Origin of the sequence: Isoptericola sp. S6320L (assembly GCF_023015685.1) — a bacterium.
GTDB lineage: Bacteria > Actinomycetota > Actinomycetes > Actinomycetales > Cellulomonadaceae > Isoptericola > Isoptericola halotolerans_A.
Genome location: NZ_JALKAT010000003.1, coordinates 69,768 through 83,224, shown reverse-complemented (window position 1 = coordinate 83,224; position 13,457 = coordinate 69,768). Strand labels below are relative to the sequence as shown.

General features: G+C 71.4%; 11 protein-coding genes. 6 read left to right on the top strand and 5 right to left on the bottom strand.

Annotated features, from left to right (window positions below; all coding sequences use genetic code 11):
• Positions 1 to 30: 30 nt before the first annotated feature.
• Positions 31 to 1,227, top strand: a complete 1,197-nt coding sequence (locus tag MWU57_RS03100) for an MFS transporter (RefSeq protein ID WP_246907207.1) — start codon at positions 31 to 33, stop codon at positions 1,225 to 1,227.
• A gap of 25 nt (positions 1,228 to 1,252) precedes the next feature.
• Here the strand turns inward: MWU57_RS03100 and MWU57_RS03095 are convergent, their stop codons facing one another.
• The 5 genes from MWU57_RS03095 to MWU57_RS03075 all read right to left on the bottom strand — a co-directional run bounded on the left by MWU57_RS03095 (position 1,253) and on the right by MWU57_RS03075 (position 8,570).
• Positions 1,253 to 2,725 carry an MDR family MFS transporter gene (locus MWU57_RS03095; protein ID WP_246907206.1) on the bottom strand — a complete coding sequence of 491 codons (1,473 nt, stop codon included), beginning with the start codon at positions 2,723 to 2,725 and terminating at the stop codon, positions 1,253 to 1,255.
• Positions 2,726 to 2,902: 177 nt separating this feature from the next.
• Positions 2,903 to 5,026, bottom strand: coding sequence for a SpoIIE family protein phosphatase (locus MWU57_RS03090; RefSeq protein WP_246907204.1), 2,124 nt, complete (start codon positions 5,024 to 5,026; stop codon positions 2,903 to 2,905).
• 119 nt (positions 5,027 to 5,145) lie between these two features.
• Positions 5,146 to 6,480, bottom strand: a complete 1,335-nt coding sequence (locus tag MWU57_RS03085) for an MFS transporter (RefSeq protein WP_246907202.1) — start codon at positions 6,478 to 6,480, stop codon at positions 5,146 to 5,148.
• A 324-nt stretch (positions 6,481 to 6,804) separates the two neighbouring features.
• The gene (locus tag MWU57_RS03080) at positions 6,805 to 7,896 is read right to left on the bottom strand and encodes an inositol-3-phosphate synthase (RefSeq protein WP_106265809.1); all 1,092 of its coding nucleotides are present in this window, start codon (positions 7,894 to 7,896) and stop codon (positions 6,805 to 6,807) included.
• A complete protein-coding gene (locus MWU57_RS03075) occupies positions 7,893 to 8,570 on the bottom strand; it encodes a PadR family transcriptional regulator (protein ID WP_106265970.1) in 678 nt (225 codons plus the stop codon). The genes MWU57_RS03080 and MWU57_RS03075 overlap by 4 nt, the downstream gene beginning before the upstream one ends.
• 316 nt (positions 8,571 to 8,886) lie before the next feature.
• Here MWU57_RS03075 and MWU57_RS03070 point away from each other — a divergent pair, with 316 nt between their 5' ends.
• From MWU57_RS03070 to rplI, 5 genes are all read left to right on the top strand, one after another.
• Entirely contained in the window at positions 8,887 to 11,421 is a 2,535-nt protein-coding gene (locus tag MWU57_RS03070) for a transglycosylase domain-containing protein (protein ID WP_246907200.1), read from the top strand.
• 147 nt (positions 11,422 to 11,568) lie between these two features.
• Entirely contained in the window at positions 11,569 to 11,859 is a 291-nt protein-coding gene (gene rpsF / locus MWU57_RS03065; protein WP_106265813.1) for a 30S ribosomal protein S6, read from the top strand.
• Positions 11,860 to 11,975: 116 nt separating this feature from the next.
• On the top strand, positions 11,976 to 12,533 hold the full coding sequence (locus tag MWU57_RS03060) for a single-stranded DNA-binding protein (RefSeq protein ID WP_106265815.1): 558 nt from the start codon (positions 11,976 to 11,978) through the stop codon (positions 12,531 to 12,533).
• 78 nt (positions 12,534 to 12,611) lie between these two features.
• Positions 12,612 to 12,848, top strand: a complete 237-nt coding sequence (gene rpsR / locus MWU57_RS03055; protein ID WP_106265817.1) for a 30S ribosomal protein S18 — start codon at positions 12,612 to 12,614, stop codon at positions 12,846 to 12,848.
• An 18-nt stretch (positions 12,849 to 12,866) separates the two neighbouring features.
• Positions 12,867 to 13,316, top strand: coding sequence for a 50S ribosomal protein L9 (gene rplI, locus MWU57_RS03050; RefSeq protein WP_106265818.1), 450 nt, complete (start codon positions 12,867 to 12,869; stop codon positions 13,314 to 13,316).
• The last annotated feature ends 141 nt before the right edge of the window (positions 13,317 to 13,457 follow it).

Here is a 13,457-nt window from a genome sequence, read left to right as displayed (position 1 = left end):
TCTGCGGGACCCGCCGAGCGGAGGCCGGGCATGGGGACCGATCGCAGGGCACGCGCGGGGGCGACCGCGTACTACTTCGTCCAGGGGCTCTGCTTCGCCGGGCTGCTCGCCCAGGTGCCGACGCTCCAGGACGGCCTCGGGATCTCGGACGCCGAGCTGACCCTGGTCCTGCTCGTGGTGCCCGTGGTGGCGGGCGTCGGCAGCGTGCTGGCCGGCCACCTGGCCCCGCGGACGGGCAGCGCGGTGCTCCTGCGGCTGGCTGGCCCGCTCGTCGCCCTGGCCGTCCTCGGGACGGCTCTGGCGCCGTCGGCGGCGGTCCTCTACCCGGTGGTCGCGCTCGTCGGGCTGCTGCTCGGCGTGGTGGACGCGACGATGAACATGCAGGGAGTCGCGGTCGAGCGACGGTACGGGCGCAGCCTGCTCAACTCGTTCCACGGCGCGTGGAGCATCGGCGGCATCCTCGGCGCGCTGGCGGCCGTCCTCGCCCACTCCCTGGACTGGGGGCTCGTCGCCGGGCTCGGACTGGTCGCGGCGGTGGCGGTCGTGGTGGATCTCGCCGCGGCCCCGCTGCTGGTGGACCACGGGGCGGACGTCGCGTCGTCGGCCACCGGCGAGGACCCGGCGGTGCGGGTGCCGTGGCGGCCGATCCTGCTGGTCGGCACCGCCGTCGCCATCGTCTATCTGGCGGACTCCGCGGCCTCGAGCTGGTCCACCAAGTACATCGCCGACGTGCTGGGCGGCGCGGGGGAGGTGGCCCCGCTGGGGCTGGCCGCCTACCTGGGCTGCCAGCTCGTGGGCCGGCTCGCGGCGGACGCACAGGTCAACCGGTTCGGCCCGGTGCGGCCCGTCGCGGTGGGCGGACTCGTCGGCGCGACGGGCCTCGGGCTGGTGGCGCTCGCACCGGACCCCTGGGTCGCGATCCTCGGCTTCGCCGCGACCGGTCTGGGGCTCAGCGTCGTGGTGCCGCTGTCGTTCTCGGTCGCGGGCGCGCTCGACGAGACCGGTGTGGCCGTCGCGCGCGTGAACCTCTTCAACTACGTCGGGTTCGTGCTCGGCGCCGGACTCGTCGGCGGGATCGCGGAGCTCACGAGCCTGCGCTGGGCGTTCGCGGTGCCGGCGCTGCTCGCGCTCGGTGTCGTCGCGCTCGCCCCCGCCTTCCGGGTGGCGGCCCGCGCCCGGCGGGGCAAGCCGCTCGCCGGTGCCGTGGCGCCGGACGTCGCGCGGTAGGGAGGGCGACGTCCGGCGAGCGACCTCAGTGCGCGGGCGCGGGCTGCGGGGCCTCCGACTTGCGCAGGCGCGTGGCCAGGACGAGCGCCCCGACGATGACGACGGCCGCCACCGTGAAGGCGAGCTGCGCACCACCCGCCGTGGCCTCCGCCTGCGTGGCACCGGCGTCGACCAGCGTCACCTTGCGCAGCGTCAGCAGCGCGACGAACATCGCGGTGCCCGCGGCGCCCGCGAGCTGCTGGACCGTCGTGATCGCGGCGGAACCGTGCGAGTAGAGACCGGGCCGGAGGCCGCCGAGCGCCGAGGTGAAGGTCGGCGTGAAGATGAACGCCAGACCCAGGCTCAGCACGAGGTGCCCCACGACCACCAGCCACAGCGGCGACGTCGGCGACAACGACGCGAAGAGGAGCATCGCGACGCCGACGGCGGCCACCCCGGGGATAGCCAGGGGCCGCGGGCCGACGCGGTCGTAGAGGCGGCCGACCACCGGGCCGAGCAGACCCATCAGGAGCCCCCCGGGCAGCATGAGCAGGCCGGCGGTCAGCGCGTCCAGACCCATCCCGCGCTGGAGCACGAGCGGGAGCCCGATGATCATGCCGAACATCGCGATCATGCTCACCGCCATGACCGACAGGCCGACGGAGAAGCCCGGGGCGCGGAACACCCGCAGGTCGAGCAGCGCGGAGTCGGTGCGCTGCAGCACCAGCTGGCGCCACACGAACAGGCCCAGAAACACCGCGCCGGCCACGAGCGGGACGGCCGGGGAGACCGGGAGGTCGTGCTGCGCGGCCTCGCCGAGGGTCGAGAGTCCGTACACCAGGCCGCCGAACGCCACCGCCGCGAGGAGCAGGGACAGCGGGTCGAGGCGGGTGGGCGCGCGGTCGGCGACGTCCCGGACGAGCAGGGACCCGAGCAGCAGCGACACCGCCGCGATCGGCAGCACGACCCAGAAGACCTCACGCCAGCCCAGAGCGGTGACGACGCCGCCCGAGACGGTCGGGCCGAGCGCCGGGGCGACCGCGATCACCAGCGACACGTTGCCCATGACGCGCCCGCGGCGGTGCGGGGGCACGGTGCTCATGACGGTGGTCATGAGCAGCGGCATCATGATCGCCGTGCCGGACGCCTGGACCACCCGGGCGGCGACGAGCAGGCCGAAGACCGGCGCGATCGCCGCGAGGAACGTGCCCGTCGTGAAGAGGGACATCGCGAGGATGAAGGCGCCGCGCGTGCCGAGCCGCTGCAGGAGCCACCCGGTGGACGGGATGACCACGGCCATGGTCAGCAGGAACCCGGTGGTCAGCCACTGCCCGGACGACTCCGGGATGTCGAACTCCTCCATGACCGCCGGCAGGGCGACGCCCATGGTGGTCTCGTTGAGGATCACGACGAACGCGGAGACCAGGAGCAGGGCGATGACGCGCACGTGCTCGCGCGGCAGGCGGTCGCCGTCCGTCGTGGTGGGACCGGGCGGAGCCTCGGTGGTGCGTACAGACATGTGTCCCCTCCGGTTCGTCGATGCCTTCCGACCGCGGGCGACGCTGCGCACGGACTGACCCGTCAACTCAAGTCGTCACCAGGGTGCGGTATTCCCCCGCGGGGGGTCGACCTGATTTCGTCGCCGGACTCATCGGAGGGGTCGACGGGTCCCGTCAGGAGGCGCCGTCAGCCGCCGTCAGGAGGCGCCGTCGGAGCCGGGCGTGTTGCGCACCACCAGCAGGCAGGTGTCGTCCTCGCGCGTGCCGTCCGCGCACACCTCGACGATCGCGTCACGGATGCCGGCCGCGTCCATCCCCTGCTCGATCTCCCCGGCGCAGGTGGCCAGGTTCTCCAGCTGGGCGCGCAGCGGGCGGTCCCGCCGCTCGACAAGCCCGTCCGTGAACAGCACGAGGACGTCGCCGGGGTGCAGGACGGCCTCGGCCTGCGGCACCTCCTCGTGGATGGTCGAGACGCCGATGGGCGTCGTGAGCGCGCCGTCCAGGTGCTCGACGGTCCCGTCAACCCGCAGCAGCAGCGGAGCCGGGTGTCCCGAGCGCGTGTAGGTGATCCGCCGCGAGCCGTGCTCGTCGGGCAGGTCGACCAGCGCGAACACGCACGTCGCGATGTCCGCCATCCCCAGGCCCCGGACCAGCTCGTCCATCCCGGAGACCACCTCGGCGGGCGACCGGCCGGACCACGCCTCGCTGCGGATCACCGAGCGCAGCTGGCCCATGGACGCGGCCGCCCGGACGTCGTGGCCGACGACGTCGCCGACCGTGACGGCGACGCGCCCCGTGGGCAGCGGCACGACGTCGTACCAGTCGCCGCCGACGTCCGCGCCGTCGGACGCCGGGTCGTACAGCGTGGCGCAGTCCAGCCCCGGTGCGTCGACGATCTCGGGCAGCAGGCTCCGCTGCAGCGTCAGCGCCGCCTCGTGCTCCCGGTGGTACAGGCGGGCGTTGTCGAGCGCGAGCCCGGCGCGGGCACCCAGCGCCACGATGTCGTGGAGGTCGTCGCCGGAGAAGGCGTCCTCGTCCTCGCTGACCACGACCAGGACGCCGGTGTGGCGGTCCCGGCCGCGCAGCGGGACGACGAGGGCGCTGCCGAGGCCCAGCCGTTCCAGCGCGGCCAGCTCCTCCGGCGTCGTGCGGCTCGCCAACGTGTCGACCTGGACGGGGAACGGTGCCGGCACCTGGCTGTGGTGCGCCGACAGCACGTGCAGGACGGAGGGCGACTCGCGGACCCAGCGGTGCGAGCGCTCGAGCACCGCGATGTCCGCCGCGCGCTCCGGGTCGCGCGCCGCGCCGTGCACGAGCCGTGGCTCGCCCGCGTCGTCCACGACCACGACGGCGCACCAGGTCCCGAAGTGCGGGGCGACCAGCTCGGGCAGGAGAGCGGCGCCGGAGTCCTCGTCGAAGAGGTCGACGAGCGCCTGCGTGATCGTGGCGAGCAGGCTGAGCCGCTGGTTCTCGCGGTTGACCTCGTCGAGCTCGAGGACGTGCCGGCGCTCGGCGTGGACGCGTTCGGTCACGTCGGCCTGGATGCCGACGTGATGGGTGATCCGCCCCTGCTCGTCGTGGACGGGGGAGACCACCACCTGGTTCCAGAACGGTGTGCCGTCCTTGCGGTGGTTGAGCAGGGTCTCGCCGACGGCCTCGCCCGCCTCGATCGCTGCGCGGATGCGCGCCACGGCACCGGGGTCGGTGCCGGGACCCTGCAGGAACCGGCAGTTGCGGCCGAGGACCTCCTCCGCCGTGTAGCCCGTCACCTCGCAGAACGCGGGGTTCACCCAGATCAGCGGGTCGTCCGGCAGGGTCGGGTCCGAGATGGTGAAGCTCAGGTGGCTCGCGACGGCGGCCCGCATCTGGAGCCCGTCCAACGAGTTGTCGCGGTCCGAGGGCTCGTCGAGCCCGGCGATCGGCAGCAGCACGAGGAGCGCGCGGTCGGCGAGGTGGTCCGGTGCGCCGACGAGGGGCAGCCCCACCGCCCACGAGACGCCGTCCTGGCCACGGCGGGTCGAGCGGACGGCGATCCCGCGACCCTCACGCAGCGCGGCGAAGATCGCCTCCGGGGTGCTCTGCGGCGTCTCGAACGCAGGGATGATGCCCGCGGCCGTGCACCACGAGCCGAACGACGACGGGATGCCCATGCCGCCGGCCAGGCGCGAAGCGACCCGGTTGGCGTCCACCACCATCTGGCTCGCCGTGTCCAGGAGCAGCACCGCGCCACCGGTGGCGGCCTGCACGGGGTCGACGAGATCGGGCAGCACCGTCGTGCTGGGTGTCGTGCCGGCCGGCGACGACGTCGCGTGCTGCGTCATCGGGTACCTCTCGTCCTGAAGCACCGGCGGCCGTCTGCTCGACCGTCCGGACGGCTATATCTTGCGTCGCGCGCGTCCGCCTGTCCACGTGCGCGACGTCACGCCTCGCGGCGTGGACCTCACCGCGCCGCCGGGGAGCGGGGGAGGTCGATCTCGGCGGGGTGGCGCGCGCCGCGGAACCACATCAGCGCCGCGACGGCGAGGTAGGCCAGCGCCAGGAGGACGAACAGCCCGCGCGACCAGCCGTCGTCGGGCACCGCGAACGCGGCGAGGACGGCGGCGCCGACGAACGCCGCGTTGTAGAGCACGTCGTAGAACGCGAACGCGCGGCCCCGGTAGTCGTCGTGGGTGTCGCGCTGGACGATGGTGTCGACGGCGATCTTGGCGCTCTGCGCGGCGAGGCCCAGCAGGCCCGCACCGACGAGGACCACGGTGCGCGACGGCGTCGTGGCCAGGAGGAGCTGCGAGGCCGCCGCGAGCAGCAGCATGCACACGATCCAGCCCTGCGGACCCGTGCGGCGGGACAGCACCGGGGTGATCAGGACCGCGCAGGCGCCGCCGACGCCCGTCATCGCGATGACGAGGGCGAAGTTCGCCAGGCCGGCCGACGTGTCGCCCGGCTCGGCCAGCAGGTTGCGCGAGATGAGGATCGCCGCGATGAACACGACGCCGTAGAGGAACCGGTGCGCCGCCATGACGAGCAGGCCCTGGCCGGGGGTCCGTCGGGCGACGAGGTACCGGGCGCCGTCGACCAGGCCGCGGGCGACCGCGGCGATCTCCGCCCCGAGGCGCCCGCGGACCGGGTGCTCGGGCCCGAGCTGGTCGCGGCCCAGGCGCAGCGCCAGCAGGCCGGCCACGCCGAAGACGACGGACGCGCAGACGAGCGCCGCCGCGTCGTGCATCCGGCCGGGCGCGAGGCCGAGCCCCAGGAGGAAGCCGACGCCCCCGCCGAGGAACACCGCGCCGGCGCCCAGCGTGGGCGTCAGCGAGTTCGCGGTGAGGAGCAGGGGTCCGTCGACGACGCGGGGGAGTCCCGCGCTCAGCGCAGCGAGCAGGAACCGGTTGACGCTCAGGGCGGTCAGCCCCAGGACGATCACGACGGCCTCGCCCGCGCCCGACAGGCCTCCGGTCAGCATCACGGCGGCCATCGCGCCCGTGAGGACCAACCGCACCAGGTTGCCGACGGCGAGCACCTGCCGGCGGCGCCACCGGTCGAGCAGCACGCCGGCGAACGGGCCGACCAGCGTGAACGGGGCCAGCATGATCGCGAACGCGCCCGCGACGCCCGCCGCCGTCCCGGCCCGCTCCGGGGAGAAGAACAGCAGCGACGCCAGACCCACCTGGAACATGCCGTCACCGGCCTGGGAGACCAGGCGCACGGCGAAGAGCCGCCGGAACCCCGACAGGCGCAGCAGAGCGCGCAGGTCCTGCCAGGTCTCGCTGAGGGCGCCCACGCAGGCCAGCCTTTCACGTCGGTCCTGCGGAGGGTGGAGCGCTCGGCGACGTCGGTCCCGTCGCCCAGGGACGAGGCGCGAGGTAGCGCGGGCGGTGCCGAGGTAGTGCGGGACGCGCCGAGGTAGTGCGGGACGCGCCGAGGTAGTACTACCTCGGCGCGTCATCCACTACCTCGGCGTGCGAGCTACTACCTCGCGCCGGGGTCGCTACGGACTATCGCTCGACCTGGATGGTCGCGCTGGCCTTGCGCTCGCAAGCTCGCTCCAGGTCAGCGCTCCACCTGGATGGTCGCGATCGTCCTGCGCTCGCAAGCTCGCTACGGACTATCGCTCCACGTCACCGCGGATGAAGGCCTCCAGGTGCCGGCGGCCCTCGGTGTCCTCCATCTGCACGGGCGGGGACTTCATGAAGTACGTCGACGCCGACAGGATCGGCCCGCCGGTGCCGCGGTCCTTCGCGATCTTCGCGGCGCGGATGGCGTCGATGATGATGCCGGCCGAGTTGGGGGAGTCCCACACCTCGAGCTTGTACTCGAGGCTGATCGGGGCCTCGCCGAACGCGCGACCCTCGAGGCGGACGTACGCCCACTTGCGGTCGTCGAGCCAGGCCACGTAGTCCGACGGCCCGATGTGGACGTTGCGGTCCTCCGTCTTGCCACCGAGCGCGCCGGTGAGGTTGGAGGTCACGGCCTGGGTCTTCGAGACCTTCTTCGACTCGAGCCGGTCGCGCTGCAGCATGTTCTTGAAGTCCATGTTGCCGCCGACGTTGAGCTGGTACGTACGGTCCAGCACGACGCCGCGGTCCTCGAAGAGCTTCGCGAGCACGCGGTGCGTGATCGTGGCGCCGACCTGGGACTTGATGTCGTCACCGACGATCGGCACGCCGGCGTCCTCGAACTTCTTCGCCCAGACGGGGTCGGAGGCGATGAACACGGGCAGGGCGTTGACGAACGCGACGCCCGCGTCGATGGCGCACTGGGCGTAGAACTTGTCGGCCTCCTCGGAGCCCACCGGGAGGTAGGAGACGAGGACGTCCACGCGGGCGTCCTTGAGCGCCTGCACGACGTCGACGGCCTCACGGTCGGACTCGTCGATCGTCGCGGCGTAGTAGTCGCCGAGGCCGTCGAGCGTCGGACCGCGCTGGACCATGACGCCCGTGGGCGCCACGTCCGCGATCTTGATGGTGTTGTTCTCCGAGGCGTGGATCGCCTCGGCCAGGTCGAAGCCGACCTTCTTCGCGTCGACGTCGAACGCCGCCACGAACTCGAGGTCGCGCACGTGGTATTCACCGAACTGCACGTGCATGAGACCCGGGACGGTGTCGGACGGGTCGGCGTCGCGGTAGTAGTGCACACCCTGGACCAGGGACGATGCACAGTTTCCGACGCCGACGATGGCAACGCGGACGGAGGTCATCCTCGCTCCTTGTTTCTCGTGGCCGGGACGTCGTGCGTCCCGGCGGTCTTGTCGCGGCTGCTCGCGCGGTCGCGCTCGGTGGTGATGAGCCCGTCGAGCCAGCGCACCTCGCGCTCGACCTGCTCCAGCCCGTGCCGTTGCAGCTCGAGCGTGTACTCGTCGAGCCGTTCACGGGTCCGGGCTGCGGACTCCCGGACCGCCTCCAAGCGCTCGGTCAGCCGGGTGCGCCGGCCCTCGAGGATGCGGAGGCGGGTCTCGGCGTCCGTCTGCGCGAACAGCGCGAACCGGACGTCGAAGCTCTCGTCCTCCCAGGCCGCGGGGCCCGCGGAGGAGAGAGTGGTCTGGAGGTGCTCCTTGCCGTCGGCAGTGAGCCGGTACACGATACGCCCGCGGCGCCCCGTCAACGGCTTCGTGCCCGACGGCGTCCGCCCGGTGGCGCTCGACGCGCCGGCCCGTGCGGCGGCCCGGGGGAGGGCCTCGGGGTCCGGGTCGACGGTCTCGATGAGGCCCCGCGCCACCAGCGACTTCAGCGCCGGGTAGAGGGTGCCGTACGAGAACGCCCGGAAGGACCCCAGGAGCAGGTTGAGTCGCTTGCGCAGCTCGTAGCCGTGCAGCGGTGCGGAGCTGAGCAGGCCGAGGATGGCCGTCTCGAGGACGTTCGAGCGACTGCGCACCCGGCTGCCCTCCTCTGCTCCACGCTGCACGTGCCGGTCATGTCTGATGACTCGTTGTATCGAGTCGATACATCGTCAGGATAGGACCTGCCGACCGGTGCGAGCAACGGGACGCGCCTGTCCGCCGTCGGGCCACGAGTTGTGAAGGCCCGGTGGAGCGGCCTGTGAGGGTCTGGGGACGGTCGGCGTGGAACCGCGTCAGGGCCGGGCGAGCCTGGACAGTCACGCGGGTCGATCCCCTAGTGTTCCCTGTGGTTCCTCGTGCCCGCAGGGGGCGGGACTCCTCCGAGGACCTCCGCAATCGAAAGGCTGGGACGTGGCGAGCAAGCGCAGACGTCGCTTCTGGAACTACCCGCGCCGGGGCAAGAACCCGGTGCAGCGGTGGCTGCCCTCGTGGCGCGTGGTCGTCGGCTGCATGCTGGGCTGCCTCGCCCTGGGCGCCGGCGTGTTCTTCGCCGCGTGGACGTCCACCGAGATCCCGGAGAACCTCGACGACGTCAACCACCAGGCCACCACCGTCTACTACGGCAACGGCAAGGAGGTCGGCTCCTACTCGACGATCACGCGCGAGATCGTCGACTACGAGACGTTGCCCTCCTACGTGGGTGACGCCGTCGTCGCCTCGGAGAACGCGTCGTTCTGGACCGACCCCGGCGTCGACATGAAGGGCATGGCCCGCGCGCTGTGGACCAACCTGACGAGCGACGGGGGCACGCAGGGCGGTTCCACGCTCACGCAGCAGTACGTGGAGCGCTACTACCTGGGCAGCACCACGGACGTCCTGGGCAAGGCCCAGGAGGCGATCATCGCGTTGAAGATCACCCGCGAGCAGTCCAAGGAGCTCGTGCTGGACCGGTACCTCAACACCATCTACTTCGGCCGCGGCGCGTACGGCGTCCAGGCGGCCGCGCAGGCGTACTTCGGCAAGGACGCCGCCGACCTGACGTACTCGGAGTCCGCGATGCTTGCCGGCATCATCCCCTCCCCGGTGAACTACGACCCGTCGGTGCAGCTCGAGGTCACGCAGAAGCGCTGGGAGCGCAGCATCAACCGGATGGCCGACCAGGGCTACATCACCGAGGAGGAGCGGCAGTCCGCCGAGTTCCCCGAGTTCAAGGAGAAGGAAGAGGGCGGCAACAGCCTCGGCGGCCAGAAGGGCTACATCATGGCCGCGGTCAAGGCTGAGCTGCTGAAGAACGGCCTGACCGAGGAGGAGATCGAGACCAAGGGTCTGCAGATCTACACCACCATCAAGCCGAAGCTGCAGCGCGAGGCCGCCAAGATCGTCAAGAACATGCCCGACGACGCGAGCAAGAAGGTCCGCGCCTCGATCGTCTCGATCGACCCGTCGAACGGCGCGGTCGTGACGCTGTACGGCGGCAAGGACTACATCAAGCAAGCGCTCAACACCGCCAGCCAGGACAGGATCCAGGGCGGCTCGACGTTCAAGCCGTTCACGCTCATCGGGGCGCTCGAGGAGGGCCACGAGCTCAACGAGACGTTCGACGGCAACTCGCCGGGCCACCTGGACCCAGAGGATCCCTCGAGGGAATGGCCGACGAACTTCGGCCTCCAGAGCTACGGCCAGATCGACCTGGTCAAGGCGACCGCGAACTCGGTCAACACCGCTTATGTCGCGCTGAACATCGAGGTGGGTCCCGAGAAGACCGCCGACGTGGCGCACCGCCTCGGGATCCGCGAGGAGACCGAGATCGACCCGTACCCGTCGAACGTGCTCGGGACGGCGGACGTCTACCCGGTGGACCTCGCGTCCGCGTACGCGACGATCGCCGCCGGCGGCAACTACATCAAGCCGCACGTCGTCGAGCGGGTCGAGCACCGCGACGGGTCGCTGCGGTGGGAGCCCGAGACGACTCCCGACCAGCGGTTCGAACGGGACGTCATCACCCAGGCGACGTACGCCATGACCCAGGTGGTCGAGCAGGGCTCTGGCCGCGCCGCTCTCGAGCTGACCGGTCCGGACGGGACCCGTCGTCCGGTAGCCGGCAAGACCGGCACCTCGAACGACAACGTGACGGCCTGGTTCGCCGGCTTCACCCCGCAGCTCGCCACCGTGGTGAACGTCCGCCAGTACAAGAAGGTCGATGTCGAGGAGGGGATCCTCGCCGACAGAGAGTCGATCGACGCCTTCGGCGGTTACGACGAGATCACCGGTAGCACGTGGCCCGCCTCCGCCTGGACCGACTACATGCAGGTGGCGCTCGACGGCAAGGAGATCCAGGAGTTCCCGGCGTACACCCCGCCGCGGCCCAGCTTCTCGCCGAGCCCGACGCCGAGCGAGTCGACGCCGGAGTGGGTGGAGCTGCCCGGCAACCTCGTCGGGATGGACATCTCGCAGGCGACGACGCTGCTCCAGGAGATGGGTCTGAAGGTGGCGACGCAGGCGGCGAACGACCAGGCCGCCAAGGGCACGGTCATCAGCGTCAACTCCGGCGGTGGCAAGATCCCTGCCGGATCGACCATCACGCTGGTGGTTTCGACCGGACAGCCGGCCGAACCGCAGCAGGTCGCCGTCCCGAACGTGGCCGGCCAGCCGCGCACGGCTGCCGAGCAGCAGCTCCGGCGGGTCGGGCTGTCCGCGGCCACCGCGGAGGAGTTCAGCAACGACGTGCCGGTCGGCAACGTCATCCGCACCGACCCCGGCGCGGGGGCCGAGGTGGCGCCCGACTCGACCGTGACGATCGTCGTCTCACGTGGCCCCGAGCAGACCGAGGAGCCCGAGCCCGAGCCCGAGCCGACCGACGAGGAAGGCGGCGGTGGCGGCAACGGTGGCGGCGGCGGTGGAGGTGGCAACGACGGTGGCCTTCTCGGCAACGCCAGTGATGGATAGCACCACCCCCTGAATTCCACCGGGGTGCCCGCACCGGGTACCCTGGTGGACTGGCCGTGCCACCCGGTGGCGCGGCCGACGCACGCAATAACCCTCCTGCCACGGACAGACCGTGGCCGTTGAGACCAGAGGAGGTGGGTTGAACACATGCGTCAGTACGAACTGATGGTGATCCTGGACCCGGAGGTCGAGGAGCGCACCGTAGCCCCGTCGCTCGAGAAGCTGCTGACGGTCGTCAAGACCGAGGGCGGCACCGTCGACAACGTGGACATCTGGGGCCGTCGCCGTATGGCCTACGAGATCAACAAGCGGGCCGAGGGCATCTACGCCGTCGTCGACTTCACGTCCACGCCGGACACCGCGAAGGAGCTGGACCGCCAGCTCGGCCTGAACGAGGCCGTGCTGCGCACCAAGATCCTGCGCCCCAGCGCTCGCTGAATCCGCTGAACCGAAACATTCTGCGCCCGTCCCGGCCCCCTGTGGGAGGCTCGTGATGGGATCTTCCCTGGAAGTCGAGTACAGCCGAATCTCGCGGACGAACGAAGGAGCTTGGCATGGCTGGTGAGACCGTCATCACGGTCGTCGGAAACCTGACTGCGGACCCGGAGCTGCGCTTCACCCCGTCGGGTGCTGCCGTTGCCAACTTCACGATCGCGTCCACGCCCCGCACGTTCGACCGGCAGTCGAACGAGTGGAAGGACGGGGAGGCGCTGTTCCTGCGCTGCTCCATCTGGCGTGAGGCCGCGGAGAACGTCGCCGAGTCGCTGACGAAGGGCATGCGCGTCATCGCGCAGGGCCGTCTGACGCAGCGGTCGTACGAGACCCGCGAGGGCGAGAAGCGCACCGTCGTCGAGCTGCAGGTGGACGAGATCGGCCCGGCCCTGAGGTTCGCCTCGGCCAAGGTCACTCGTGCCCAGCGCTCCGGTGGCGGTGGCGGCTTCGGCGGCGGCGGGGGCTACGGCGGCAACGCCGGTGGCCCCGGTGGCCAGCCCGGCGGCGGCCAGGGCGGCGGTTTCGGTTCCTCCGGCGGCGGTCAGCAGCAGAACGACCCCTGGGCCACGGCCGGCCCGGCGTCGTCCGGCGGCGGGTTCTCGGACGAGCCCCCGTTCTGATCGTCGCTCAACCCCCAGATCATCCCTGTCCCGGCGGTACGTACCGGCCGGGGCGATCCTGAGTAAGGAGCACTCACCATGGCCAAGCCTGTGGTGCGCAAGCCCAAGAAGAAGGCCAACCCGCTGAAGGCGGCGAAGGTCGAGACGGTGGACTACAAGGACACCGCCCTGCTGCGCAAGTTCATCTCCGACCGTGGCAAGATCCGCGCGCGTCGGGTCACCGGCGTCTCCGTCCAGGAGCAGCGCCAGATCGCCAAGGCCGTCAAGAACGCCCGCGAGATGGCACTCCTGCCGTACTCGTCGTCGGCCCGCTGACCGGAAAGGATCCAGATCATGGCAAAGCTGATCCTGACCCACGAGGTCACCGGTCTCGGTGAGCCCGGGGACGTCGTCGAGGTGAAGGACGGGTACGCCCGTAACTTCCTCATCCCGCGCTCGCTCGCCACGCCGTGGACCAAGGGCGCCGAGTCCCAGGTCTCGGCGATCCGCAAGGCCCGCAAGGCCCGCGAGATCTCCACGCGTGAGGACGCCGAGGCCGCTGCGGCCTCGATCCAGTCGAAGACCTACACGATCGAGGCGCACTCCGGCGAGTCCGGCCGTCTCTTCGGTGCGGTCACCACGGCCGACATCGCCGCTGCGGTGAAGTCCGCCGGTGGCCCGTCGGTCGACAAGCGAAAGATCGAGATCGGCCAGCCGATCAAGTCGACCGGTGTGCACACCGCGTCGATCCGCCTCCACCCCGAGGTGTCGGCCAAGATCGAGCTCGAGGTCGTCGCCGGCTGACGCCGGTCTAGACCGCCGGAGGCCCCGGTCCCGCTCGCCCAGCGAGCAGGACCGGGGCCTTCTGCATGCCGCGGGGCCGCGTTCGGCAGTTCCTGCTTTGTTCGGCAGTTCCAACTGCCGAACAAAGCAGGAACTGCCGAA

Excerpts from the sequence above, each read along its gene's own strand:
- rpsF (WP_106265813.1), top strand. The coding sequence starts at position 11,569 with ATGCGTCAGTACGAACTGATGGTGATCCTGGACCCGGAGGTCGAGGAG.
- MWU57_RS03095 (WP_246907206.1), bottom strand. The coding sequence starts at position 2,725 with ATGTCTGTACGCACCACCGAGGCTCCGCCCGGTCCCACCACGACGGAC.
- MWU57_RS03100 (WP_246907207.1), top strand. The coding sequence starts at position 31 with ATGGGGACCGATCGCAGGGCACGCGCGGGGGCGACCGCGTACTACTTC.
- rpsR (WP_106265817.1), top strand. The coding sequence starts at position 12,612 with ATGGCCAAGCCTGTGGTGCGCAAGCCCAAGAAGAAGGCCAACCCGCTG.
- MWU57_RS03090 (WP_246907204.1), bottom strand. The coding sequence starts at position 5,026 with ATGACGCAGCACGCGACGTCGTCGCCGGCCGGCACGACACCCAGCACG.
- MWU57_RS03080 (WP_106265809.1), bottom strand. The coding sequence starts at position 7,896 with ATGACCTCCGTCCGCGTTGCCATCGTCGGCGTCGGAAACTGTGCATCG.
- rplI (WP_106265818.1), top strand. The coding sequence starts at position 12,867 with ATGGCAAAGCTGATCCTGACCCACGAGGTCACCGGTCTCGGTGAGCCC.
- MWU57_RS03060 (WP_106265815.1), top strand. The coding sequence starts at position 11,976 with ATGGCTGGTGAGACCGTCATCACGGTCGTCGGAAACCTGACTGCGGAC.